This window comes from Litchfieldia alkalitelluris, from assembly GCF_002019645.1.
In the GTDB taxonomy this organism is placed as follows: domain Bacteria; phylum Bacillota; class Bacilli; order Bacillales; family Bacillaceae_L; genus Litchfieldia; species Litchfieldia alkalitelluris.
The window spans coordinates 4793649-4818646 of the sequence record NZ_KV917374.1 but is presented as its reverse complement, the minus strand read 5'-3'; the positions used below and the strand labels follow the sequence as shown (position 1 = coordinate 4818646).

Below are 24998 nucleotides of genomic sequence, written 5' to 3'. Positions count from 1 at the left end.
TGTTAAAGATCACAAACGTGGTCTTTTTTTATTTTATTTAGATATACTTGCGTTTCCTTTAACAATGGCGAGTAATTGTTCAGCCATATAGCTAGAACTATATTTAAAGCCATCATTTATGAGTTCTAAAATCAGACCTAACATTGCATAGGAGTGATAACTTGCGATTAATTCCCTATTAATAGTTGGATGAGGAAAGCGCCCAGGGAGTTCTTGAATGGCCAGTTTTTTTAGAACATGAGTGATTTTGTGCTGAAAAGAGGTTAATACACTTGAACTTACAATCAGCTTATAAAATTCGGAGTATTTATGTACATGTTCAAAGATTTTAATTGAATTAGTGGTTAACTTGTTAACATCAAATGTATCTAGATCTTTATATGGTTCACGATATGACTGAATTAAGTCTGTTAATACTTCATCGATAATATCTTCAAGAACATCCTCTTTGTATTGATAATGTTTGTAGAAAGTACCTCGGTTTAAATTAGCAGCCTCTACCATATCTTTAACGGTAATTTCCTTAAAATCTTTTTCGTGCATTAATAGAATAATCGCTTCTTTTAGAGCTTTCTTGGATTTGAGGATTCTTCGATCTGTATGAATATTTTTATTAGACATAGAGTGCCTCCAATGTGCAATAATTTCACTTATAAAACAAATGCTAGTTTTATTGTTTACTAATGAACATTTTGAACTGTTTTTGCTTATTGAACGAGCATAATGTAATTAATTATACTATACATAGGTTGAAAATAATCAACATCTGTTTGAAAGAACTGAAAACTGATAGCGTCTTCAAATGATAGTGGAGGGGGAAAAAAATGAGACTTAAAAATAAGGTAGCAGTAGTAACAGGGGCAGCTTCTGGAATGGGTAAAGCGATAGCAATTACGTATGCAAAAGAAGGGGCAAAGGTGGTAGTTTCTGATATTAATATGGAAGCAGCTGAATTAACCGTAGATGAAATTGTTTCTAAAGGTGGAGAAGCATTTGCTGTAATGGCAAATGTAGCGAAAGAAGACGATATTCAACAATTAATTGATGCAGCTGTAAATACATATGGAACACTAGATATTTTAGTAAATAATGCTGGTATCATGGATAATTTTGTACCTGCTGGAGATATGGAAGATGAACTATGGGAAAAGGTATTTGCAATTAATACAACAAGTGTTATGCGATCTACACGAAAAGCATTATCAATCTTTTTAGAGAAAGAAAGTGGAGTCATCATTAACATAGCCTCTGCTGGAGGAATTCAAGGGGCAAGAGCAGGGGCTGCCTATACAGCTTCTAAACATGCAGTGGTTGGATTCACTAAAAATACAGGTTATATGTATGCAAACAATGGAATTCGCTGTAATGCGATTGCACCAGGTGGTGTTGAAACGAACATTAATGCTACATTGACAAATGTAAATCATTTCGGGATGGGACGCATACGACCAGGACTTGGGATCAATCCACGCGTAGGTAAACCAGAAGAAATTGCAAATATTGCTCTTTTCCTTGCTTCTGATGAATCAAGTTTTGTGAATGGTACAGTTATTACTGGTGATGCTGGTTGGACAGCTTTTTAATTTAAATAAATTGATCACTTATGGGTACATTGACTTGGTTGATGTGCCTTTTTATAAAGTAGTATTCTACCTTATCTACAGGAGCGTTTAGAATGCCGGTGATTAATTAAGGTAGAATGGAATTTTGAGGGCGAAACCGAAGCGTTTAGTCAAGCGAATGTATCAACACCTTTGATGATCATGTTGCCTTTGTAAAAGCAGATCATACTTTTACTCGTTCAGGCACATATTTTCCGGTATTGCGTGCCTAATTAAATCGTCGAGGTGATGTTAATGATATTTTCACCCAGGTTCAAAACATTGGACGTGTTCGTGTAATTGTTAAAAAAAGTAAAAGGCCTTTGATGCGTTGTATCAAAGGCCTTTTATACCTAATAATTAAGCTTACGAATCAAGTAGATGATGCTTTTCCCGGTAAAGCTTCGGGGTAACTCCAGCCACTTTTTTGAAAACCTTCGTAAAATAGCTTTGGTCGTTAAAGCTTAGCAATGTGCAAATTTCAGAAATAGGTGTTTTACTATTAGCTAATAGTTTCTTAGCCTCATTTATTTTTGTTAGTTGAATATATTCACTGACAGTTATCCCGACTTCTTTTTTAAAGAGGGCAGACAGATATTTAGGGCTAAGCTTAACCTCATTTGCTATATCATCATGAGTGATGTCCTCGTAAAGGTGCCTGTAAATGTAATCTCTACAAATGGTAATTGTTTTCGAATAACGATCATTTTGCGCTTCTCTAACTTTTTCAGCGAAAGTATAAAGGATTTCCTTTGCTAATAGTCTAATCTCATCTAGGCGATCTAATTCTTCTACCTGTAGGATAAATCGGTCATGCAGACCAAATGCAATTTCATCATGTACTCCCCCTTCGATTGAAGCTCTAGATGCTAGGGTAATGAGAGTTATTATATGATTTTTAAATGAACGAAGATAACTTGACTTGGACAAAATACTGGATTCTTCTTCTTCCTTTTGTGGAAGATTTTTTATTTCATCGACTCTACCTTCTTTCACAATCTCTAACATTGTCTTTTCAAAAATTCGATCATGAAACCGATTCGATTGTAAATTTTCAGAAATGGCTAATTCATTTTTATCTATTTTGTCACTCAGATCCAATTGTATTTTATTTTTTTCTTCAACTGTCTTTGGAGAAAGAAATATATGGTTAAACATCTGAAATATTATTGTACTAATGCTTATTAGCTTTTTCGTTTCAATAATCGGAATTGATTTATAATAGTCGAAGACTTCTTTACGAGAAAAAAATGATCGTGAATCATGCACTAATCCACTTATAACTTTATCTGATATTGGATTGGGTAGAGACGGTCCAACTAGCACAGTTCCTTCAAAGGATCTATTAGTATAAATACTACATATGATAAACTTTTCCGAAAATGCGGATTTCGTAATGACGGGATAATCAAATTGGTTAGTAGCGTTAAATTGTAATGGATTAAAAAACCTTTGTTTATTATTTACATAAAGAGGATTTAAAGCCCGATTGGTTAAGCTTTCATGAACTATTTTCCAATTTGGATCTATGAATATAACCGATAAATCAAATGTTTCTGATACAAGGTCACATATTTCTTTAGTGGTTTCAACATGAAAGTTCATCAGCTTACTCCTTTCTTCATAATAATTCTAATAATAACTATTACTTATTTTACAAAAAAAATACATAATTACCATAATAATTTTTGATAGAGTGAGAGGATTAATATAAAAGCATTTTTTTTCCTCTTACATAACGAGTCTGAAAGGGAAAGTGTGACAATGAAAAAATTTAAAAGTGAGTTTATTATTAGTGCTAAAACTGCGTCACATCAAGTTGAAGGGAATAATGACTTCTTCATCATTTATTGAGGGAAAAGATGCTTTTAAGGCGACTGATGAAAATGTTCAAACCTGGTGGAAAGCAGCCTCAAATAAGTGTGGAGAATGGCTTGAAGTGGATCTTCAGCAAATCTGTAATGTTCATGCATTTCAACTTAATTTTGCAGATGATCAGATGAATCTATCTTTGCCAGAGGGAGCGAACCTTCAGGGTGAGGGAACGATGCTAAGGTATATAGATGAACGTCAACATGTTACAAGATGGTTACTAGAAGGTTCACTAGACGGGAATAAATATTGAAAATAAAGAGGATGCTGATACCGATTTATCGCACGACCTAATTGTAAGAGAGGATGGACTTAAAGTACGTTATATTCGGTGTACGGTGAAGGAACTCCCTTATAATCAGAATGCATGTATTTCTGGTCTAAGAGTGTTTGGTAAAGGTGAGGGGGAACTACCTAAACAAGCAGCAGCTGTTAAATTAGAACGCCAAAGTGAACTCGATTTTTCAGTGGAGTGGGAAGACATAGCTGCAGTTGGTTACAATGTCTTTGGGGCTTTGCACCAGATAAACTGTACCATAGTTATATGGTTTTAGGCAGTAATGAGGTAACAATAAGTGCCTTAATAAAAGCTCAGCCTGTATATGTAAGAATAGACTCTTTCAATGAACAGGGGATAACAGTAGGGGAAGTAATGAAGGCGGAAGAATTTAATAATATAACTCTATAAAACGCTATGCTGCCTTTTCCATGTATGCTTAAGGAAGAGGAAGTTTTAAATTTATTCACCAAAAGGAAATTACAAAAAAAAGTACGAAATTACCATATTTATCATTTGAATAGGGTTAATATAGAAATGAAATATCGGCTTACGTACAGTGTAAATAATTTTTGTTAAGTAAAAGCACAGAAAAAAAGAAGGACAGAAAATGTCCATAATTAAGAAGTTTGATAAGAAAAGAGTGGTTTTCAATGAAATTCATACTGAAATTTATTAAACCTTACAAATGGTCAATCTTAGGAATCACTGGACTGACATTAGTTGGTATCTTGTTTGAGTTATTTATTCCTACTCTCATGGCAAATATTGTTGATATTGGAGTTGTAAATTCAGATATCCCTTATATCATTAAGACTGGTGTTTGGATGATAGTGCTTAGCTTAACAGCGATATGTGTGACGATTGGGAGTATATACTTGACTTCTAAAGTGGCTGTTTGTTTTGCAAGAGATATCCGCCGTGAATTGTTTGTGAAGGTGGAAGGATTCTCAATGGAAGAACTAGATAAGATTGGTACCGCCTCTCTTATTACAAGAACAACGAATGATATCAAACAAGTGCAAGATGCTATAAGCTTAATACTTGGTATGGCAACGAGAGCGCCATTAATGCTTGTTGGGGGGATTATCCTAGCCGTCATAATGGAACCTACCTTAAGCATAATCTTTCTGGTGGCCCTTCCAATACTCGTCTTGGCAGTCGTTTTACTAATCAAAAAAGCAACCCCTCTTTTTGGCTTGTTACAAAAGAAGACAGATCGATTAAATCTAGTTATCCGTGAAGGCCTAACTGGGATACGAGTCATTCGAGCATTTAACCAGGTGAACTTTGAAAAGAAGCGTTTTAATATTGCGAACGAAGATTTCCGAGATACTGCAATAAAGGTAAACAAAACGTTGGCATTATTATTTCCATTAATGTCAATCATCATTAGCTTTTCTAATATCGCAATAGTCTGGTTTGGAGCTATTCAAATTAATAAAGGAGTTATGCAAGTAGGGAATATGATGGCATTTTTACAATATGCTTTAATGATTTTTATGGCATTTATTTTGTTATCGATTGCCTTTATGATGATTCCTAGGGCACAGGCATCTGCAAAGCGGATTAATGAGATTTTACAAATGGATGCCATTATTAAGGACCCGACAGAACCGAATGTGTTGGATGTACAGGAAGGACTCGTTCAATTTGAAAATGTCACATACCGGTATAAAGGAGCAGAAAAACCGGCAATCCAAAATATCTCCTTTGAAGTAATATCAGGACAAACAACAGCAATTATAGGAAGTACCGGTTCTGGAAAAACAACACTCATTCAGCTTATACCACGTTTTTATGACCCGGAAGAGGGTAGGATTTTGATCGGTGGTATCGATGTTCAAGACATGTCACAGAAACAATTACGTGAGAAAATTGGATATGTACCGCAGAAAGCTTCTTTATTTACCGGAACAATCGCAGAAAATATACGTTTTGGAAAAAAGGAAGCGACCGAAGAAGAAATTAACGAAGCTCTTGAGATTGCACAGGCCATAGACTTTGTAAAGGAAAAAGAAGATGGGATTCAAACGATGATTCATCAAGCGGGTTCTAATTTATCAGGCGGTCAGAAGCAACGTCTATCAATTGCTCGTGCAATTGTTCGAAATCCTGAGATTTTTATCTTTGATGATAGTTTCTCTGCTTTGGATTATAAAACAGATGCGAAATTAAGACGTATGTTGAAAGAAAAACTGAATGCTACGATAATCATTGTTGGACAACGAATTAGCTCGATAATGGATGCTGATGAAATTATCGTGTTAGATGAAGGGAAAATGGTTGGAAAAGGGACACATGAGTATCTCTCAAAAACGAATCAAGTTTATCAGGAAATTCTTATTTCGCAACAAATGGAGGGAGAAGTATCATGAGTAAAGGAAAAATGTCTGCTTCCTCCAAACATACAAAAATAGTGGAAAAACCAAAGGATTTAAAAGGTACACTACGCCGTTTGGCAAGTTATTTAAAACCGGAGCGGAAAACTTTATTTTTCGTGTTTATTTTTAGTGTTATTTCAACTTTATTTACAGTTTATAGCCCTAAAGTATTAGGGGATGCAACAACTTCAATATTTGATAGTGTGACACGAAAAAGTCCGATAGATTTTGGTTTCCTCGGAGAGCTCGTTGTTCTATTAATCGTTTTATATGTGCTTTCTTCATTATTTTCATTTCTACAGATGTACTTAATGGCAGGGGTATCTCAACGTGCGGTAGCGACCCTTCGAAGAGAAGTAACTGAAAAATTCACAAGATTACCAATCAAATATTTTGATAAGCATTCATATGGTGATCTACTAAGTAGAGCTGTTAATGATATTGATAACATCAATAACTCTTTTCAGCAGGCATTAACGCAAATTATTACATCGCTCATTACAGTTGTGGGTATTATCGTGATGATGCTTGTCATAAGTCCAATGCTTACTGTTATTATTGCTCTTACGGTACCACTAAGCTTCCTGGTCATCCGAATTGTTTTTTCTAAGTCTCAGAAATTTTTCAAACAACAGCAAGACAGTCTCGGAGATGTAAACGGTCATGTGGAAGAAATGTTCTCAGGTCATCAAGTGGTGAAGGCATTTGGATATGAAGAAAAATCAATTGAACGTTTTGATGAAATGAATAATCATTTATCTAAAGTTAACCAAAAAGCTCAATTTATCTCAGGTATTATGAATCCGATGATGAACTTTATCGGAAACTTAGGATTTGTGTTAGTCAGTATTGTTGGAGGCATATTTGTCCTTAACGGAAATTTGTTAATTGGAAATGTGCAAGCCTTTCTACAATACTCTAAGCAAATCACGCAACCGATGATGCAGGTAGCAGGAATTGCAACTATGATTCAAAATGCCCTTGCTTCTGCAGAACGTGTTTTTCACATATTAGATGAAGAAGAACAATCAAAAGAAAAAGATGCAGAAGTAGATTTGGAAAAACTAAAAGCACAAGTAACATTTGATCATGTGAGTTTTGGCTATGATGACAATTCCCTTTTAATGAAGGATATCAATCTAGAGATTAAAGAAGGGCAAACAGTGGCCATCGTTGGTCCAACCGGTGCGGGGAAAACCACATTAATCAATTTACTTATGCGTTTTTATGGTTTAAATGGTGGTCGTATTTTGATTGATGGAGTAGATCTCCAGGAACTGTCACGTGAGCAAGCGCGAAGTTTGTTTGCGATGGTCCTTCAAGACACATGGTTGTTCAGTGGAACGATTGCTGAAAATATTGCCTATGGGAAAAAAGGGGCAACAGACAAGGAAATAAAGGCAGCTGCTTATGCAGCCTATGCAGACGATTTTATCCGGAAACTTCCTGAAGGCTATGATACAGTGCTAAAACAAGATGCAACAAATATATCACATGGACAAAAGCAGCTTTTGACAATCGCAAGAGCCATTATCTCAAATCCAAAAATCTTAATTTTAGACGAGGCAACCAGTAGTGTTGATACGCGAACAGAATTGAATATCCAAAAAGCCATGAATCGACTTATGAAAGATCGCACAAGTTTCATTATTGCGCATCGACTATCAACAATTAAGGATGCCGATTTGATTTTGGTCATGAACCATGGAGATATTATTGAACATGGGAATCATCACGAATTACTTAAGCAAGGAGGCTTCTATGCTGACTTGTATAATAGCCAATTTGAGACGGTAAGCCAACCGGGTTAATATTTTTAAGATATACATAGTTTATAAGACTATGTATATCTAGCGCTTCAAGATGTTAGGGGGGTGAATAGATATCGGAACTAAATACAACACCGTCAAACAGGCGATTATGTGTAAAATACTTGATGGTACATTTCAACCTCATCAAAAAATATATACTGAAAGTGAATTGATGAAACAATTTGGAGTGAGCCGACACACAGTTCGCATTGCCATCGGTGAACTAGTAACACAAGGGTGGTTATATAGAGAGCAGGGTGCAGGTACGTTTTGTGTAGATCGAACTAAAGAAGAAAGTACGAATGTAAGTAATCAAAAGAATATAGCCATTATTACAACATCCATTTCAGACTATATTTTTCCTTCTATCATCAGAGGAGCAGAATCCTATTTAAGTCAGCATGGTTATCATGTAAGTTTGTTTAGCACGAATAATAGTCACGATAGTGAGCAAAGGGCTTTAAAAAAGATTTTATTAAGCTCTGATGGCATAATAATTGAACCAACAAAAAGTGCTCTATTTAATATAAATATTATTGATTATTTAAATTTGGAGAGACAAAATATCCCTTATTTGATGATCAATGCATTTTATGATGAACTAGATCCACTTAGCATTACGATGGATGATGAAAAGGGTGGGTATCTTCAAACAGAGCATCTCATTGAACTTGGGCACACCAATATTATTGGTTTTTTTAAAACGGATGATATACAGGGTAATAAACGTATGAAGGGGTTTCTTAAAGCACACCGAGAATATGGGGTAACGATTGATCCTCATAATATTGTAACCTATAATTCAGAAGAGAAATCAACGAAGCCAGTTGAAATTCTACGTGAGAAGTTTAACATTGACGGTGACCTACCAACTGCAATTGTTTGTTATAATGATGAACTAGCCATTAGACTTCTTGATGTGATTCGAGAAAAAAAACTTCAAGTTCCTGATGATATTTCAATTGTAGGATTTGACGATTCTTTTATGGCCAGTGTTACGGAAGTCAAACTGACAACCATTCAACATCCAAAGAGTAAAATGGGTGAGAAAGCTGCAAAGATGATTTTAGATATAATTAAAGAAGTAGCCGGCTCACACAAAAAAGCGAGAGATATAGGAGAATCCATTGTCATTGAACCAGAACTAATTATTCGAGATTCTACTAAACAAATGCATAAGTAGATTATTCCAGAGAAGAAGTGATGGTGTTACTTTATTAAAACTAAAAATATTACTCAACAATAGTTGCACTTATTTCATTTTTTTTTATAACATAAGAAGTTATTTAGCAACTCGTATTCTTAAAAATAATGGTTATGATGTTATATAAAAAAATTTTAAAAAAGTATTGATTTGCTTCAAGTTTTAGAGGTTCACGCAACTGATAAAGGAGCACTAGCTAATCTTCCCGCATGGTCGAAGAATGCAGGTCACACCTTGTTGAAGATTGATCAAGGTGAAAAAGTAATTAAATTTTGGATTAGAAACAAATATTGATTTAAACAAGGAGAATGTTCGGTGCTAGGCAAATTATTGTCCGTACACTATAATTGAAATTGCCTTCGGAACGAATCCGAGGGGTAATAGAAATTATTCGAAAGTAGGGGTTTCTTTGAGGATTAAAACTATAGTAATCTATCTACCAATTGTATTTCTTATATTATATTTTGGTTATACCCAATTTGAAAATAAAAGTATTAAAACCATTTCTACTACTGAATTAGCACAAAAATTAGAGGACGAAAGTTCCAGTAACACAATCTTTGTAGATGTACGTGAACCGCATGAATTTGAAGCAGGTCATATTAAAGAGATGAAAAATATCCCTCTTAGCACATTGAAGACAGATTATAAAAGTCTATCTAAAGATGCCGAAATCGTTTTGTTTTGCAGAAGTGGGAAACGTAGTCTTCAAGCTGCAAACATCTTAAAAGATTATGGTTATTCTAATGTTGTGAGTGTTAATGGTGGTATTCAAGCGTGGCAAGGAGAAGTTGTAAAATAGTAATAAGGTAGGTTGATCCTATTGGATAAAGACAATGAGAACTATGAACAAATTAGCTGAGGAATTAATAACAAAAAATCACGGTCATTTGTTCCAACTATATGACCTGGGGTATTGGTCTAGCTCCTTGTAGGAGTTATCGTATTCATCCAAAAATTCTTTTAAAACAAAGGGGCTGTTTCCCCTTTGTGTTAGAAAATAGTTGGAAAAATGATTAAGCTTTATATGTGAAATGTAAAAGCACACATCATAAATTGTAAGTAGTTCAGTTTTTGTGGAGAAACAATGGAAATAACATAACAAATTCAAGACCAAATCGCATAGCGATTTGGTCTTTTATATTTGTTGATATATCAATGTTTTTACTCAAAACAGGTATAAAATAGCATAGGAAATAGCATACTAAATAACAGGGTGACAATAATTGTTGTCAATGCAGAAATTAGGATGTTAAAATAGGTGTTAATTATTATGCTAATTCTACTACCTTTTAAAAGGAGTGAAAATATCGTGCAATTCATTAAACCAAAGAATAATAATGCTGATAAAGTAGATTGGCTTATCTCTGAACAAGTCCGAGAAATAGTGAAAAACTATGCGGAATACTGTGAATATAGTGAGAGCGAAGTAGTTGATATGTTCTTAAAAAACCTTCTCAAAGACGAAGAGTTTCTTAGATGGGTTGATGGCATACGGAATAATAAAAGAATGATGAAGAAAATGGGGTTAGAGGATGTAATGGAGGGACAAAAACTTGGCTAAAATACAACGATTGGCTACAAAAGAAGATGGCATCGTTGTTGTTCATAATCCTGTTAATGAAGAAGAATTGAATGATAGAAAGGAACAATATAAACTCCTATCAGATAAGAAATTTGCCTTTCGCTATAATCATATGCTGTTTCTCCCTATCGAATTCAATTGGAATGGAAATACACATAAAATACAATACAATTTTTGCACAAACCCTTTCTGTAAATGGTGCGGTCAAGAACAAGTCAAATTTGATAGTGTCAAAGGGAAACCTTCTCGCTATAAATTAGAGGGTGGCGGTAAGAACAGTCAAAAGAAATTGCGATGCAATCCTGACCCTATTAACCCAACAACAGGTATGACTTTAAATTGTAGTCCTATGACTGTTTCTAATTGGTCAGTTGCCGAAGAAATTTCAAGACTTGTTCGTATCAATCAGACTAAGGATGTTGAGCCAGAATATAACTTCCATAAGGATAGTTGTGTTGTTGGACATCTAACACCTTTTGATACGCCAAGCGAGTTTTATAAACAAGGAAAGACATTGAATAATGCTCAACGATGGCAATGCAAGGTATGTAAGAAAAAGACAAGTATTCTACCAAACAAACGTCAATCCACCACCTATCGTCAAAAGAAGAATGATATTCTTCCGATGTTTGCGAAATTACTTTTAAACAAAATGCCTATCAGTCGTACTTGTGATATTTTAGAAATCGGAGTTGGCACTTATTATCATAAATTAGAATGGCTATACCGTTGCTGCTTGGAATTCTTAGAAAAATATGAGACAACTCCTTTGACTAATAAGACATTTAAAGAAATGTGGTTAAATACCGACAAGATGCACTATAACCTAAATAATGTTCGCAAGAAAGGTCAAGGAGGTCAAAAGTATTTTGGCTTAGAAGACAGTCAGGTGCAAACCTATGTAGTTGTATCATCTGATACAGTGTCACGATATGTCTTTCGGTCAGATGTTGCTTATGATTGGGAAATGACAGTAGAAGACTTGAAACTCGATACTGCGGTTTATAAAGAAGACCATTTGAACGATTTCAGCAAGAAGAATAATCGCTTGGACTTTTCTTATTACCCACAAGAACCAACGGAAAGTGATACCCAAACACCACACGAATATCGAATTGAATTTAACGAATTCAAAAAAAGAATGCAGTATGTCGATGGACTACACGTTAATCCTACCTATACGACAATGGCACACTTTTGGCTGATTAAACAAATGGTACAAGCTGGTGAATGGAGAATGATTAGCGATAATGATGCTTCTATAATGACCGCCTTTTTTAGAGTGTTTTCGAAAGAAGTAAGAATGTCGGATGCACACCACTTCCTCTGTTTGCTTGATAAGAACAAAAGCAGAAAACAATGTTTAGAAGAGTTTGAAGATGCAAAATCCGATTTGTTGGATTGGGGATTTCACAGAGGATACGAAACGAAAAACTTGCGTAAATTAGCCTATTCATATTTAAAAGAGCTATTAGAAACGCATCAGTTTCATAATGAAATCCAAACACCAACTCACTCTTATAACGATTGGGCGAAAAATCCTATAACACACCCATTGGCATCAAGAGATAAAGGATTTCATAAAGTGGATTGTACAACTGATTTATCTTCACTTGAACCAAAAGAAATAGCGAAACTGATAATGAATGTGAATGATAACGCCACAAATAGTTTTATCCAGCAAATTCGCAGAAGGTTGTCTATCCTTGAAAGACCTTTGATGACTGCAAGGGGCGATGGAAAGAGTTATATCTATGCCAATTTCAATCCTAAGTATGCACAATACGCATTGACCATTCTAAGAACATTCTACAACTTTTGTGAGACTTATAAATCTGCCGATGGCAAAGAACTTACTCCTGCACAACGTTTAGGTATTACTGCCAAAGTTTTTGACCTAAAAGATATAATTTATCTAAGATAGTTTCCATATTTCTCGGAAGGTAAATTGTAAATTTACGTTAATGTTAAAATATAGATGTTGAAACTATCAGTTTACCAAGGAATTAAATTGGAACTTTTTTCATAAACGCTCGTCTAATTGGATAAAGGGGGATTTAATATGAAAGTACAAAGAATGTTCTTTGTTTTAATTACATTGGTCTTATTTATGATTACAGGATGCTCTAATAACGGAGGTACAACCGAAGTAACAATTGACAGTATTGATGCCGAAGAAGTCTTAACATTGGACCCTGATGCTGATATTTTTCAGTTTGATGGAGTTATCTACAAGACTAATATTGATTGGGTAGAAGAATTATCTTTAACAAAAAATGTTCAAATCGGTGAAATAAAAACAAGAAATGATGCTAATACAGATTTTAATAATGAAATGTCGAATAAACTTCCTGTTGGTGCAAAGATTTTTTCAGCAAAAGAAAGAGGAGATATTTTACTTGTTGAAATCAATGGAGAATTCTTGAAATACCTTGCAATCGTTGAAGGATAACACCGTTCGTTAATAAAAATTAAACCACTATATGTTAAAAACGCTTGGAGTTATCCAAGCGTTTTTATGTGTTAAATATATTGCTAATTATGATGCTAATTGAAAACACTTTTTGAATGTGAATTCAATTGTTAATTTTAGTTTTCTCCACATTATCTGAACTACTTACATAAATTGATGTGTGCTTTTACGTTTTTTATGTCCTTCTATTTTTGAAAAATAATAATAGCTGTGTAATTAATGTGAGAATAGGCAATTCCAATAATGGTCCTATAACTAATGTTAATGCTATTAAAGGTTGGTCTGGAAATGCGGTCATAGCTATTGCTAAAGCGATTGGTGAATTTCTTGCTAAGGTAGTTAAGCTTAAACTTGTTATGTCAGAGTTCGGTAACCCCATAAACTGTCCAACTTTTTGACTAACGAAGAAATACACGATAAAAAATAAAAGTATCGGTAAGGTAATCTGCCACATTAAATCTAAGCGATTAAATAGTAATTGTCCTTGTGAAGCAAACAACGCAATGATTGGAAGGCTTAGAAAAATGATCTGCAACACGCTGAGGTTTGATATAAGTTTTTCTCCTAATTGTTGCTTGTTTCTCAGGAACATTTTTGTTAGAAAAGCAAAGACTAATGGTATGAATAAAACTATTAAGATACTTTCCACTAGATATGAAAGCTCTATAACCCCTGTTTTTTCTCCAAAAATAAGAAGATATATAGGTAGCAAAATGACTTGTAAGATTAAGTTTAAAGGTAAGATTGCCGTTGATAACGCAACATTTCCTTTTGCTATACCTGTAAAGATTAAGTATTCAGTACATGGTGTAACCATAAGCATGAAAAATCCAATGATCACCTGAAAATCCCATTGCTAGCAGCCATGCAAGGAAGGGTGTCCAGACAAAATTTATAATGACTGAAGTATATGTAAACTTGATGTTTTTTAAAAGATTTTTTTATTTCTTCCATTGGAATTTGTAAGAAAGTGATATAAAGCATCACAGTTAATAAAGGAACAACAAAGCTTTCCGCATGGATGTTTACTAATTCTATTTGTCCTATACCTATACCAATAATTACTGCTGAAAAAATAATTAAAATATATAGTTTTTCAAATAAGTTTATCGTGTATCACAGCCTAAATTAAAAATATTATATTGGCATACTAATCTTATCATACTCAAAAAATAAGAGCAGGCCCTATATTTATTGAGGAATGTTCCCCTCTTGATTAGTTGATATTTCATAGCTGTATTTCCTTTTAGATTTTTGGTGGTTTATCTATTTATTGTGTTTGGTGTATATAGCCTTAAAATAAATAATCGCAGCTCTGAAAGATGAGCTGCGACCGTCAGGTTATTTAGTTTTTTCTAATAGACTTGCAAGAACGTGCTTTTTGTACTTCTCAACTTTACGTCCTTCATAGGTGCGTACGCCAGCTTCTTTAAGCTTTTCAACATACCAGCCTTTGCTTCCATAATGCATTGAAAACACCCTTTCTTTGCGTGAAGATTTAGGAATTTAGACTAATTCGTGAAATGAAGTTTCTATGTACATATTTCACATGTGCCATTGTAACATCTATGAAAATACCATGAAAGGGGTAAAAAGAAAAAAGTTATATAAATCAAAATAAATATGACTCTATGCATATCATGATCCCCCAAGAGCTTGCTCTGATTAAGCTCACCGCACGCCTCGCGGTATCCTGAGTGGATTGCAGCTCATGAAACTCCGCCAACTAAGTTATTTTCAGGGTAGACATCCATGCGAATGAGTATTTGCACCATGGAGTATGAAAATAGTGCATTCACCTAGTGTGGATCGCAGCGCATGGAACTCCACTACCCAGGTTATTTTCAGGGTAGACCTTCATGCAAATGAGTATTTGCACCCTGGAGTATGAAAATAGTGCTTTTCACCTAGTGTGGAATGAGCGGAGAGCCACTTGACTCCTGCGGGATATAGCGGTCACGTGAGACCCGCAGGAGTCCCTGGCGACGAGGAGGCTCACGGACCGCCCCGCGGAAAGCAAGTGGATTGCAGCTCATGGAACTCCACTACCTATGTATTTTCAGGGTAGACATCTATGCTAATTAAAATTAGCACCATGGAGTATGAAAAATTATACTTAGCTTAGTGTCTAGCTTCAGGCGCTATCGGCTCTCAGGTCTAAGTCAATCCGGCAAGAAGGTTAAAAAGCAACCTTCTAGCCGGCTCGTCTTATGCCTGTCGCCGATGAACGAGCGCCTTCCGCATTTCTATTTTCAGGGTAGACACCTATGCTAAATAAGTATTTCGTACCATGGTGAATGAAAATGGTTACCCCTTAGTGTGGAATGAGCGAAGAGCCACTCGACTCCTGTGGGATCTAGCGGTCTCGTGAGACCCCACAGGAGCCCCTGGCGACGAGGAGGCTCGCGGACCACCCCGCGGAAAGCAAGTGGATCGCAGCGCATGGACTCCAATATCTAAATTATTTTCAAGGTAGACAAATAGAACGTTGCCTATCTCATACTACATTAACCCCTAGTCTTCATAAGCTTCTTTAAAAGGTGTACCTTTTCCTTAATTAGTTTTAATTCTCCATCTGTCATTTGTTCCTTACTATACTTTGCTTTTTCAAAGAGAAGGACTAACTCGGTTAAATGTTTTTCCAACGACCTATTTTGTATAATCCAACGAGAGAATGTTTCATGTAACGTTTCATGCATAAAATACTTATATCCTAGGCGTGGTCCATAATGAAGTAGACGCTCTATTTCTAATACAATCCTCAGATTACTAGACTTTACACCTCGGTGTTTCCAAACATGCCACAAAAAGCTTAACTTTCGGTTCCATAATAGGAGTATAATACCCAAGAAAGCTACAACAATAATGACAGTTAGTAGAATTTTGACTAATGGCAAGGATCTTTCTTCGAGTGCATGTGTCTGTTCGCTCATTGTTTCATTTAATTCAGAGCCTATTTCTGCAGCTACCGTGTAGGTCGGAGCAGAGAACGTGGCAGTTGGTTCGAAAGGAATCCAGCCATACCCAGGAAAGTAAACCTCGACCCAAGAATGAGCATTTGCGTTTAGAACATTGTAAACTCCTGGACCTAATGAATCTTGCTCAGTGGTAAAATAATATTGTTCCATCTCATTCATTTGTTTTGTACCCTGAGTATATCCTTTGACCCAGCGAGCTGGGATATCAAGTGTTCTTGTTAACACGACCATTGCAGTGGAAAAATAATCACAGTAGCCTTCCTGCACTTCAAATAAAAATTGATCAACAAAATCGTCACTCTTTCCTAAGGATAGGTTCGGCTTGGTCGTATAGGTGTAAGTCTCCTTTAAATACGATTCTATGGCCTTCACCTGATCATAGGTAGTTGTTTTTTCATCAACTATCTCTTTAGCAAGCTCTGAAACTCTCATTGGCAATTCGTTGGGTAAGTGTAGGTATTTGTCCCAGTACTCATCTTCGGGGTCAATGGATGTTGAAGCTCTTAATCCATCCTCATCAATTAAAGGGACTTGTGAGGTGACCTGATATATTTTTGGGAACATCCCAGCACTATCCCAATAATGTAATTCAGATACATTGGGTAACCAGAGGAGTGGACCTTTTTCCTCGAGCAATGTATTATAACGATTATTACCAAGCTCCCTATTTAGTTCGATCTCTTCGACAATTTCAATTGTGTCGATTTGAGATGAGCCAAATAAAACATGACTTCTATACGCCTTATTAGTTGAAACGGTAATAATCTGTGAAACCTCTCTTGTTTCTAACAAGGAACGATCAACTGGTGATTCATTAGTAAAAGGCAGAGATTGACTCGCTTCGTCTGGAAGTACAACATAACTGTCTAGATGATAGTTAGTATCTTCGTGCTCCCAGCCAGAACCATTATAGAAATAACGCACTTCTCCTCGATAATAGGTTGGATAGGAGGTTTCTACAGACATAACAGCCGAGTAATCATAATTAAAAGTACCACCTAAGTGACTATCGTCACGACTATATCCAGATAAGATTTCCCCTTGCCCTGAATCTTCGTTGTCCTCAAGGTCACTAATATCTGCATATGAAGATATTGCCTTTTCTCCCCCAGTGAAATCTTTCCACGCAGTATAAGGATCCTTCAGCAATGGACGAACATCAGGCGCAAAAATCATGAAAAAAAACAAGACAGTAAAAAAAATAACAATAGGGGAAATAACTGTACCCGGATAATCGGTTAAGTGCTCCCAGCCATCTGGACTCTTCTCCCTAAGATCCTTAAGATGAATGACGAGTAATAATAAAAGACCTGCACTTATTAATATAATAATTTCGACCCATAACTCATGGTAGGTAAATGTGTCTATGATTGATAAGCTAATTACTGACACAAGAATGAGTACGAGTACTCGCCATTTAGTTTTAAACCAGTGAATCATGAATATATAGATGAACCAAGTCCCCATCACAATACTGAGATACGGTAGGCTGACTATCCAGTCTAGATAATACAATGTGACAAGGCAACTAGCACCAAACTCGATAAACCAGCCGAGTAATTTATGAAAAGGGAAAAAGCTTTCTATGAAACAAGTAAAAATCAGCACACAGATCATCAGTTGAAAGGTAAATGGTAACGTATAATCAGTCAGCAATGGTAGAAAGGGATACAGGAAAACACCGGTCAATAAAATGGCAAAACGCTCAAGATAATCTGTTTTTCTCAACTGTTTTCCCTCCTAACACGACTGGTAACTCCTTTAAAGAATCGACCATATAGCAATGGATTTGTTCTGTGTCTAATCGACGTTTCCATTTTTCTACCTCTGAGTCCTTTTGAGGAGCTATACAAATGTGACAGGGATGTAGGTTCATTTTTTTCATTCCAACTAAACGATGAAATAATAGATTACTTTTCTCAGGAGTTATAACAACAATTAGACTCCCTTGTAAACGTGTCAAATGTCGATGAAGGAGTGCTTTTGGTATATTGTTCTCGCCATCTCTTTTCACATAAAGTAGATGCTCTTCTAGACGATGACTATAAGTCATGCCTTGTTGCACTTCATAGTAGTTCACTTTTTTTCCAGGAGAAAACAGACCTATGGGAATCTGTTGTTTACTACTGTAGCGAATAATAGAAGCAGCTGTTGAAACTGCTAATTCAAATTGCTCCTCATCGTGATAGGAATGATGGTATTGATCGATTACGATAAGTATTTTTGGAACGGATTCTCTAATAAATTCCTTTGATTTTAATTCTCCAGTTTTAGCGGAAGCATTCCAGTGAATCCTAGACAATCTGTCACCATTGGTATATTCTCTAACTCCATCTATTTCGGTTGTCTCCTTTTGATTTCTAGACATAGAAGAATCACGAACCCCACTTCGTAAGGCAGATACGAATGACCATTCCTTTATGCGTATGGATTTGGGATAAACCTTAAATGTTACCGGTAAAAGAATGGTAGCTTTATGTTGAAATAAATTTAATAGGTCTGTTATAGAGCATTCGGTTGCCCCAAAGTCATATGCTCCACGTTTTAAATTAGAAATAGTGTATGAAACCTTTCCAGTTCTATAAGTAGTAGGAACAAAGGAAGATTGATAGATTTGTTTGCCAAACTGATGGTGAGTGATTTCATCTTTTATCAATACATAAGAAATTGGCCAAAATCCAGGAATTTCAAATGATGTTTCAACATGAAAGGAATCACCTGTTTCTAATCTTTGACCAGGATTGGTTGAAGCACGTTCTCCTTTTATATCTTTTATTCCGCTCCACTTACCAAGTAATAAAAGATATGTAGTAATTACCGTTGTAATAAAAAATAAGAGAACCCCTAATTCACCACCGGTAAACAAGAGGAATAAAAGGCTAGTTAACCAAACAAACATAACTCCCCATAACAGCCCTCGTTGATCTCTAGGCATCCATTGCTTTATCGCTTTAAGCATATAATCAGTTCTCCACTCTTACCGGAACATTGACACCGTTTACAATGGATTGCATTAAGCTTTCGACTTGAACATCACTCATTTGGGCATCTGGACTAAGGATAATCCGGTGATGAAAAACATATGGTATCAAAAATTTAACATCGTCAGGAGTTACAAAATGACGTTTATTGAGAAAAGCAAGTGCTTTCACCGCACGCAAAAATGCTAGCGTTCCGCGTGGACTTACCCCTAAAAAAATGGAAGGATGATTTCTAGTTCTTTCTACGATTTCTAGTATATAATCAACAACACTCTCAGCTATATATATAGTCTGCACAAACTCTTGTATCTTTTGGATGTATGTCATGTCCGTAATTTCCGTAATGTCTTCCAAAGGATTTTTTATCGTTTGTGATAATATTAACTCTTTTTCCGTTTGCTTAGCTGGGTAATGGAGATTGAACTTCATCATAAATCGGTCCAGCTGCGCTTCTGGTAAAAGATATGTACCTTCAAACTCAATGGGATTTTGTGTCGCCATCACAAAGAAAGGCCGAGGTAGGGGATGAATTTTTCCATCAACGGTCACTTGTTTTTCTTCCATTGCTTCTAGTAGTGCTGATTGTGTTTTTGTTGAGGCACGGTTGATTTCATCAACTAATAAAAAATTGGTCATCACAGGTCCAGGATTATATATAAATTGCTCATTCTTTGGGTGATAAATAGAGAAACCTGTGATATCGGTTGGTAAAAGGTCAGGGTTACATTGTACTCTTCTAAACTCGCTTTGAATGGTTTTAACTAATGCCTTAATAAGCATGGTCTTACCAATTCCAGGAACACCTTCAATTAAAACATGTCCGTCTGCCAATAGTGCAGTGATAATTAACTTAACTTCATTTTTTTTACCTAGTATACAACGATTAATAGTTGCTTCGAGATTATTTAAAACATTTGGATAATCTGTTTCCATCGGATTCATCCTCCTTGATCTGATAACTATTCATTAGATCCACGGTGGAAAATTTAGTTTCTGATAGTTTCATAATAACTATAGTTTAATTATAAAGAAATCAGCCCTTTATTAATAGTTTCAACTTCTTTGTTTTTTATAATAAAAGTGAATAGTTTTTGGGGGCACATATTTTATCTTAGTTTTAAGGAGTATATCACAGAAAATTATAATAGAACCTTTATTAACCTAATGTCTGTGTATAAAAACACTTCAGATGAAAGTTCCGTTATTATATCCTAAAGCAAAAAGCAGATGTATTTCCATGCGATGAAGAATTTCTTGTAAGAAATATGCATGATCAAAGATGACCAGCTAATGAAGCTGGTCTTTTAGAGGTTTTGCTAGAAAAGAATTTATAGGGTATTCGGATCACCGTTTTTTAGATGCACCTTATTTTAGCGAATAAACTATTGGTTTCATTCCTGAATATCATAAATTATCACGGAGTATGGCTCCAGGCACTTTTTCAATCCATTGTTGTTTTATAAGGAATCGAGTAATTCTCTCCGACATAACACCAGCCTTAACTATATGCTGTGTATATACTTTAACTAAATCATGTCTCATTACTGAACCAATCGAAAATCCATATTGAGATATTAGTGACCCATATAAGCCTGCTAAATGTGAAACCATGATTTGTTCGGAAAATATCTTTTCTTTTGATTCGAGAACCTCTGCTGAATAACTAGGAGGAATTGGTAATTCATTTTCCTTTAATATGTCAGCCAATGTTTCATATTGATTTCTAATGGATGTCGTTCCTTCTCGAAACAGTTCTCTAGTTTCTTCCAATTCAGATATTTGCTCAAATCCAATAAAAAGTGCTTCCATAATAATTAGGAGATCAATTATTTGGTATAAGTTAGCAAGTTCCATGCTATTTAAGGGTCTAGTATCTCCCAACAAGCTATTAAGATAACTTGATTTTTGTATGTATTCAGGAACATGCGGAGTTGGCAATGAGGGTGTCCGCCAATATATTCCTTTGTTTAAAAGAAGGTCAACGACTTTATCATTTAGCTTTATAGATGATGTTAAGCAATCAATATTATATTGACGGACATCCTCTCTAGTGGATAAAGCAAAAGACTTGGAGTGGAATTCTAATCCTAAACATGCCCCTGTATGTAGGTATTTCAGCAAAAACCGGTTAGAAAATAGAGGGGAGGAACATTCTTTTATCTCCTTTTCGGAAAATCCTACAGGTACCGGATAACCCTCATTGGTAAGAATCTCATTTCTTTTAGAAATAAGTTCATTTGTGATTTTTAATGCAAATGAATATAAATCTTTAATTTCTTGATCTTGTGTAAATTGAAAAAAAGCTGTTAAATACCACTTAGACATATCATTAATAGAAAGACCAGTCCAAAGATAACCAAGTTCAGATGTAGTTAAAGATACCGTATGATGATTGTTCATTTTGATGCCGCTCCTTTCATATGTATATATGGGCGTAGTAAATAACTAGCTACTTTTAATGGATTTATTCTTTTAGTATGGAACAGCTTGTGACCCCAGTATCCTTGAAGTGACCGAATGATTCGATCTAGCCCTTCGTTTGATAGTTGTTCCATAGCTCTTCTTAATACAAGTGAATCTTCATAACTAGCGCGAAATGGTTTCATAAGTTCTTCATAACTTCCTAAGCCGCATAAGTCATAAGCAGTATAAATACCGCTTAAAATAGCAGCGTACTGTCCAAAACCCATAAATGGCATCATCGTTCCAAAACAGTTCCCTGTATAAAAGGTATTTCCTACTCGAGCTGAGTTACAAATACCGATAGGGTACTTAGTGATATGAAACTGGTCGGTTATAGGTATCGCTTGTTTGAGTTGAGAACGTACCATTTGATAAAATGAATCCCATAATTTAGTCATATCTAAAGCGTAATTTCCTTCCAAATCAGGAACCGCTATAGAAATATTTGCTTCCGTTTTTGAATATGGAATTAGAAAACAGTATCCGTATGGAGCAAGATCATAATCAATCCATGCCATGACAGAATATCGATCAAAGCTCCCTTCAATTGTTGCGCCTTTTATGGAAACCGTTAAATCTTCTCTGAAATTTTTAGTTTCTTTTGCATAAGATCCATCTCCAGTTGCCATAACAACATGGGAGTAATTACTTAACAGTTGTTCATATGTTTCTTCCGAATTGAAATGGATAGATGTTTTCAGCTGTCTACCTAATTGAGATTCATAGGAATCGTGTTCCCTCCCGCGTATATTAGTGAAGCCAAGATGCCCCTCTATAAATGCTTTCTCATTTTTTGAATACAGTTCAAGTCTCTGAATACTTGAAGTCGGTTTTAAGTAAATTTCATATTCTTCTGATAATGAAGCAATGCAATCATGGACTGGAAAAGCAAAGATGGATAGTAAAATCTCTCCATTCACAAATCTATCTCCTACTTTACTCCGCTTCTCAAATATAGTTGGATAAATCCCATTTTTCTCAAGAGTGATGGCACAAGCTAAACCGGATAGACCAGCACCCATGATAGCAATATCCATTAAACGACCTCCCTAACACTGTATAATACGAGGATGCCCATACAAGGTTAAATAAATGTATGTGTTTTCCAATTAATTGGGATTGTTATTATATAAGTACGTGTACCTTGTTCGATCATTTTTTAAGAAAATTACAAAAAAAATATAAATTGTTACTTACCTTCACCTTTCATTCCTGGTTTTCGCTTATAATGTATTTATAATCGCAATATTCTGGATGCTATATCATAGTTGAAAAAGGGGATGCAGTAACTATGAACACAAAATTCTTAGATTTATTGTCTCAAAGATTTGATTGTGAAGAAAAAGTTGTAACGGAAATTATCAACCTAGAAGCGATTCTCAATTTGCCAAAGGGGACAGAGCACTTTGTCAGTGATTTACATGGGGAATACCAAGCCTTTCAACATGTATTAAGAAATGGTTCAGGTAATGTAAAGGGCAAAATAAGAGACCTTTTTAGCGATGTTTTATCAGAAGAAGAGATTAATGAATTTGCAACATTAGTTTATTATCCTGAAGAAAAACTACAATTAATTAAGAATAACTTTGATAATGAAAAAGATTTACACGAATGGTATACAGAATACATTGAGAATATGGTAAAACTTATTTCCTATTGCTCTTCAAAATACACTCGTTCGAAATTACGGAAAGCATTGCCAAATCAGTTTGTTTATCTCATCGAAGAGCTACTATATAAGACCGATGAATTTATGAATAAAAAACCGTATTATACTAAGATTGTCCAGCGAGTTATAGATCTTGGTCAGGCAGAAAAACTAATAACTGGTCTTGCTTATACAACACAGAGATTGGTAGTCGATCATCTTCATGTAGTAGGAGATATTTATGATCGTGGACCCGAACCTGATAAAATTATGGATACACTTATAAACTATCACTCTGTTGATATTCAATGGGGAAATCATGATGTTTTATGGCTAGGTGCCTTTGCTGGATCGAAGGTCTGTTTAGCGAATATTATTCGAATTTGTGCACGATATGACAATTTAGATATTATCGAAGATGTATATGGAATTAATCTTAGACCGCTTCTTAATCTTGCAGAGAAATATTATGGTGATAATTCAGCTTTTCGACCGAAGAGACATTCAGATAAAGAACTGTCTGAGCACGAAAAATTACAAATCACAAAAATTCACCAAGCCATTGCCATGATTCAATTTAAGCTCGAGAGCCCAATTATCAAAAGACGCCCGAACTTTAACATGTCTGGAAGATTATTACTTGAAAAAGTTGATTACGACAAAAACGAAATCACAATTCATGGAAATACATATACTTTAGAAAATAGTTGCTTTGCAACAGTTGATAGAGAGCAACCTGATACATTGTTGGAGGAAGAAGAACAGGTAATGGACAAGCTATTATTTTCTGTCCAGCATTCCGAAAAATTAGCCAGACATATGAACTTTCTCATGAAGAAAGGTAGCCTGTATTTAAAGTATAATGGGAATTTGTTAATTCATGGTTGCATTCCCTTGGATGAAAATGGAAATATGGAAAAAATGGTGATTAACGATAAAACATATGCAGGTCGAGAATTACTGGATGTTTTTGAACAACATTTACGCTATGCTTTTGCTCACCCTGAAAAAACAGATGATCTTGCAACAGATATGGTCTGGTATTTATGGACAGGGGAATATTCATCATTATTTGGGAAAAGAGAAATGACAACCTTTGAGAGATATTTCATAAAAGATAAGAAAACCCATAAGGAAAGAAAAAATCCATACTATTATTTACGTGAACATGAGGAAATCTGTCGCAACATTTTAATCGAATTTGATCTAAATCCTGATCAAGGTCATATTATAAATGGTCATACACCTGTTAAGGAAATAGACGGTGAAGACCCAGTAAAAGCAAATGGAAAGATGATTGTCATTGATGGGGGATTTTCTAAGGTCTATCAATCAACAACAGGTATTGCCGGATATACATTATTATATAATTCTTATGGAATGCAGCTTGTCGCACACAAACTGTTTAATTCTAAAGAAGATGTTCTTCTAAATGGGACTGATGTCTTATCCGTAAAAAGATTAGTAGATGAAGAACTCGAGAGAAAGAAAGTATTAGAAACGAATATTGGAGAAGAATTATTACAGGAAATCTCTATTTTAAAAACTTTGATGGAATATAGATACATGAAATAATCAGGGAAAAGTTAACTTTAAGGGTGCACTGACTATGATGTCTGTGCACCCTTATTGTGGTCTATGTTTCAGTGAAAATTAGTTTAAAATTAGTAGTGTTTAGCAAGAAGTGTGACAAAAATCACAGATTATTTTTGTTGTTTTGT

The 24998-nt window shown here is 35.2% G+C and carries 20 protein-coding genes and 1 pseudogene; 12 read left to right on the top strand and 9 right to left on the bottom strand.

Annotated features, from left to right (window positions below):
• Window positions 1–33 precede the first annotated feature (33 nt).
• On the bottom strand, window positions 34–621 hold the full coding sequence (locus BK579_RS22750; RefSeq protein WP_078549500.1) for a TetR/AcrR family transcriptional regulator: 588 nt from the start codon (window positions 619–621) through the stop codon (window positions 34–36).
• 203 nt (window positions 622–824) lie between these two features.
• Here BK579_RS22750 and BK579_RS22745 point away from each other — a divergent pair, with 203 nt between their 5' ends.
• Window positions 825–1583: an SDR family oxidoreductase gene (locus BK579_RS22745; RefSeq protein WP_078549498.1), complete on the top strand. Its 759-nt coding sequence runs from the start codon at window positions 825–827 to the stop codon at window positions 1581–1583.
• Between the two features lie 384 nt (window positions 1584–1967).
• On the opposite strand, the gene BK579_RS22740 is transcribed toward BK579_RS22745, so the two are convergent.
• A complete protein-coding gene (locus BK579_RS22740) occupies window positions 1968–3206 on the bottom strand; it encodes a helix-turn-helix domain-containing protein (RefSeq protein WP_078549496.1) in 1239 nt (412 codons plus the stop codon).
• Between the two features lie 175 nt (window positions 3207–3381).
• Between BK579_RS22740 and BK579_RS22735 the strand changes: the two genes are divergently transcribed.
• The 10 genes from BK579_RS22735 (at window position 3382) to BK579_RS22690 (ending at window position 13186) form a co-directional block, all read left to right on the top strand.
• Window positions 3382–3726 (top strand): discoidin domain-containing protein, encoded by a 345-nt coding sequence (locus BK579_RS22735; protein ID WP_204524754.1) that lies wholly within the window; start codon window positions 3382–3384, stop codon window positions 3724–3726.
• Between the two features lie 85 nt (window positions 3727–3811).
• A complete protein-coding gene (locus BK579_RS26180) occupies window positions 3812–4027 on the top strand; it encodes a hypothetical protein (RefSeq protein ID WP_078549492.1) in 216 nt (71 codons plus the stop codon).
• 376 nt (window positions 4028–4403) lie between these two features.
• Window positions 4404–6128, top strand: a complete 1725-nt coding sequence (locus BK579_RS22725) for an ABC transporter ATP-binding protein (RefSeq protein ID WP_078549490.1) — start codon at window positions 4404–4406, stop codon at window positions 6126–6128.
• Window positions 6125–7945, top strand: a complete 1821-nt coding sequence (locus BK579_RS22720; RefSeq protein WP_078549488.1) for an ABC transporter ATP-binding protein — start codon at window positions 6125–6127, stop codon at window positions 7943–7945. The genes BK579_RS22725 and BK579_RS22720 overlap by 4 nt, the downstream gene beginning before the upstream one ends.
• A 73-nt stretch (window positions 7946–8018) precedes the next feature.
• Entirely contained in the window at window positions 8019–9128 is a 1110-nt protein-coding gene (locus BK579_RS22715; RefSeq protein WP_078549486.1) for a GntR family transcriptional regulator, read from the top strand.
• A 171-nt stretch (window positions 9129–9299) separates the two neighbouring features.
• Window positions 9300–9443 (top strand): sulfurtransferase TusA family protein, encoded by a 144-nt coding sequence (locus BK579_RS26575; RefSeq protein WP_235848516.1) that lies wholly within the window; start codon window positions 9300–9302, stop codon window positions 9441–9443.
• 115 nt (window positions 9444–9558) lie between these two features.
• The gene (locus BK579_RS22705; RefSeq protein ID WP_078549484.1) at window positions 9559–9951 is read left to right on the top strand and encodes a rhodanese-like domain-containing protein; all 393 of its coding nucleotides are present in this window, start codon (window positions 9559–9561) and stop codon (window positions 9949–9951) included.
• Between the two features lie 510 nt (window positions 9952–10461).
• On the top strand, window positions 10462–10713 hold the full coding sequence (locus BK579_RS22700) for a hypothetical protein (protein ID WP_078550775.1): 252 nt from the start codon (window positions 10462–10464) through the stop codon (window positions 10711–10713).
• On the top strand, window positions 10706–12658 hold the full coding sequence (locus BK579_RS22695) for an insertion element protein (RefSeq protein ID WP_078549482.1): 1953 nt from the start codon (window positions 10706–10708) through the stop codon (window positions 12656–12658). Before BK579_RS22700 ends, BK579_RS22695 begins: the two co-directional genes overlap by 8 nt.
• A 138-nt stretch (window positions 12659–12796) precedes the next feature.
• On the top strand, window positions 12797–13186 hold the full coding sequence (locus BK579_RS22690; RefSeq protein WP_078549480.1) for a hypothetical protein: 390 nt from the start codon (window positions 12797–12799) through the stop codon (window positions 13184–13186).
• A 196-nt stretch (window positions 13187–13382) separates the two neighbouring features.
• Here the strand turns inward: BK579_RS22690 and BK579_RS22685 are convergent.
• From BK579_RS22685 to BK579_RS22655, 7 genes and pseudogenes are all read right to left on the bottom strand, one after another.
• A pseudogene (locus BK579_RS22685) lies at window positions 13383–14317 on the bottom strand (arsenic resistance protein).
• A gap of 231 nt (window positions 14318–14548) precedes the next feature.
• The gene (locus BK579_RS22680) at window positions 14549–14677 is read right to left on the bottom strand and encodes a DUF2639 domain-containing protein (RefSeq protein WP_078549478.1); all 129 of its coding nucleotides are present in this window, start codon (window positions 14675–14677) and stop codon (window positions 14549–14551) included.
• 1037 nt (window positions 14678–15714) lie between these two features.
• Window positions 15715–17913, bottom strand: a complete 2199-nt coding sequence (locus BK579_RS22675; protein WP_078549477.1) for a transglutaminase-like domain-containing protein — start codon at window positions 17911–17913, stop codon at window positions 15715–15717.
• The gene (locus BK579_RS22670) at window positions 17891–19144 is read right to left on the bottom strand and encodes a DUF58 domain-containing protein (RefSeq protein ID WP_078549475.1); all 1254 of its coding nucleotides are present in this window, start codon (window positions 19142–19144) and stop codon (window positions 17891–17893) included. Before BK579_RS22670 ends, BK579_RS22675 begins: the two co-directional genes overlap by 23 nt.
• 4 nt (window positions 19145–19148) lie before the next feature.
• The gene (locus tag BK579_RS22665) at window positions 19149–20108 is read right to left on the bottom strand and encodes an AAA family ATPase (protein WP_078549473.1); all 960 of its coding nucleotides are present in this window, start codon (window positions 20106–20108) and stop codon (window positions 19149–19151) included.
• A 462-nt stretch (window positions 20109–20570) separates the two neighbouring features.
• Window positions 20571–21566: a DUF3231 family protein gene (locus BK579_RS22660; RefSeq protein WP_078549471.1), complete on the bottom strand. Its 996-nt coding sequence runs from the start codon at window positions 21564–21566 to the stop codon at window positions 20571–20573.
• On the bottom strand, window positions 21563–22666 hold the full coding sequence (locus tag BK579_RS22655; protein ID WP_078549470.1) for an NAD(P)/FAD-dependent oxidoreductase: 1104 nt from the start codon (window positions 22664–22666) through the stop codon (window positions 21563–21565). The genes BK579_RS22660 and BK579_RS22655 overlap by 4 nt, the downstream gene beginning before the upstream one ends.
• A 254-nt stretch (window positions 22667–22920) precedes the next feature.
• On the opposite strand from BK579_RS22655, the gene fbp reads away from it, so the two are divergent.
• Window positions 22921–24852, top strand: coding sequence for a fructose-1,6-bisphosphatase (gene fbp / locus BK579_RS22650; RefSeq protein WP_078549468.1), 1932 nt, complete (start codon window positions 22921–22923; stop codon window positions 24850–24852).
• Window positions 24853–24998 lie beyond the last annotated feature (146 nt).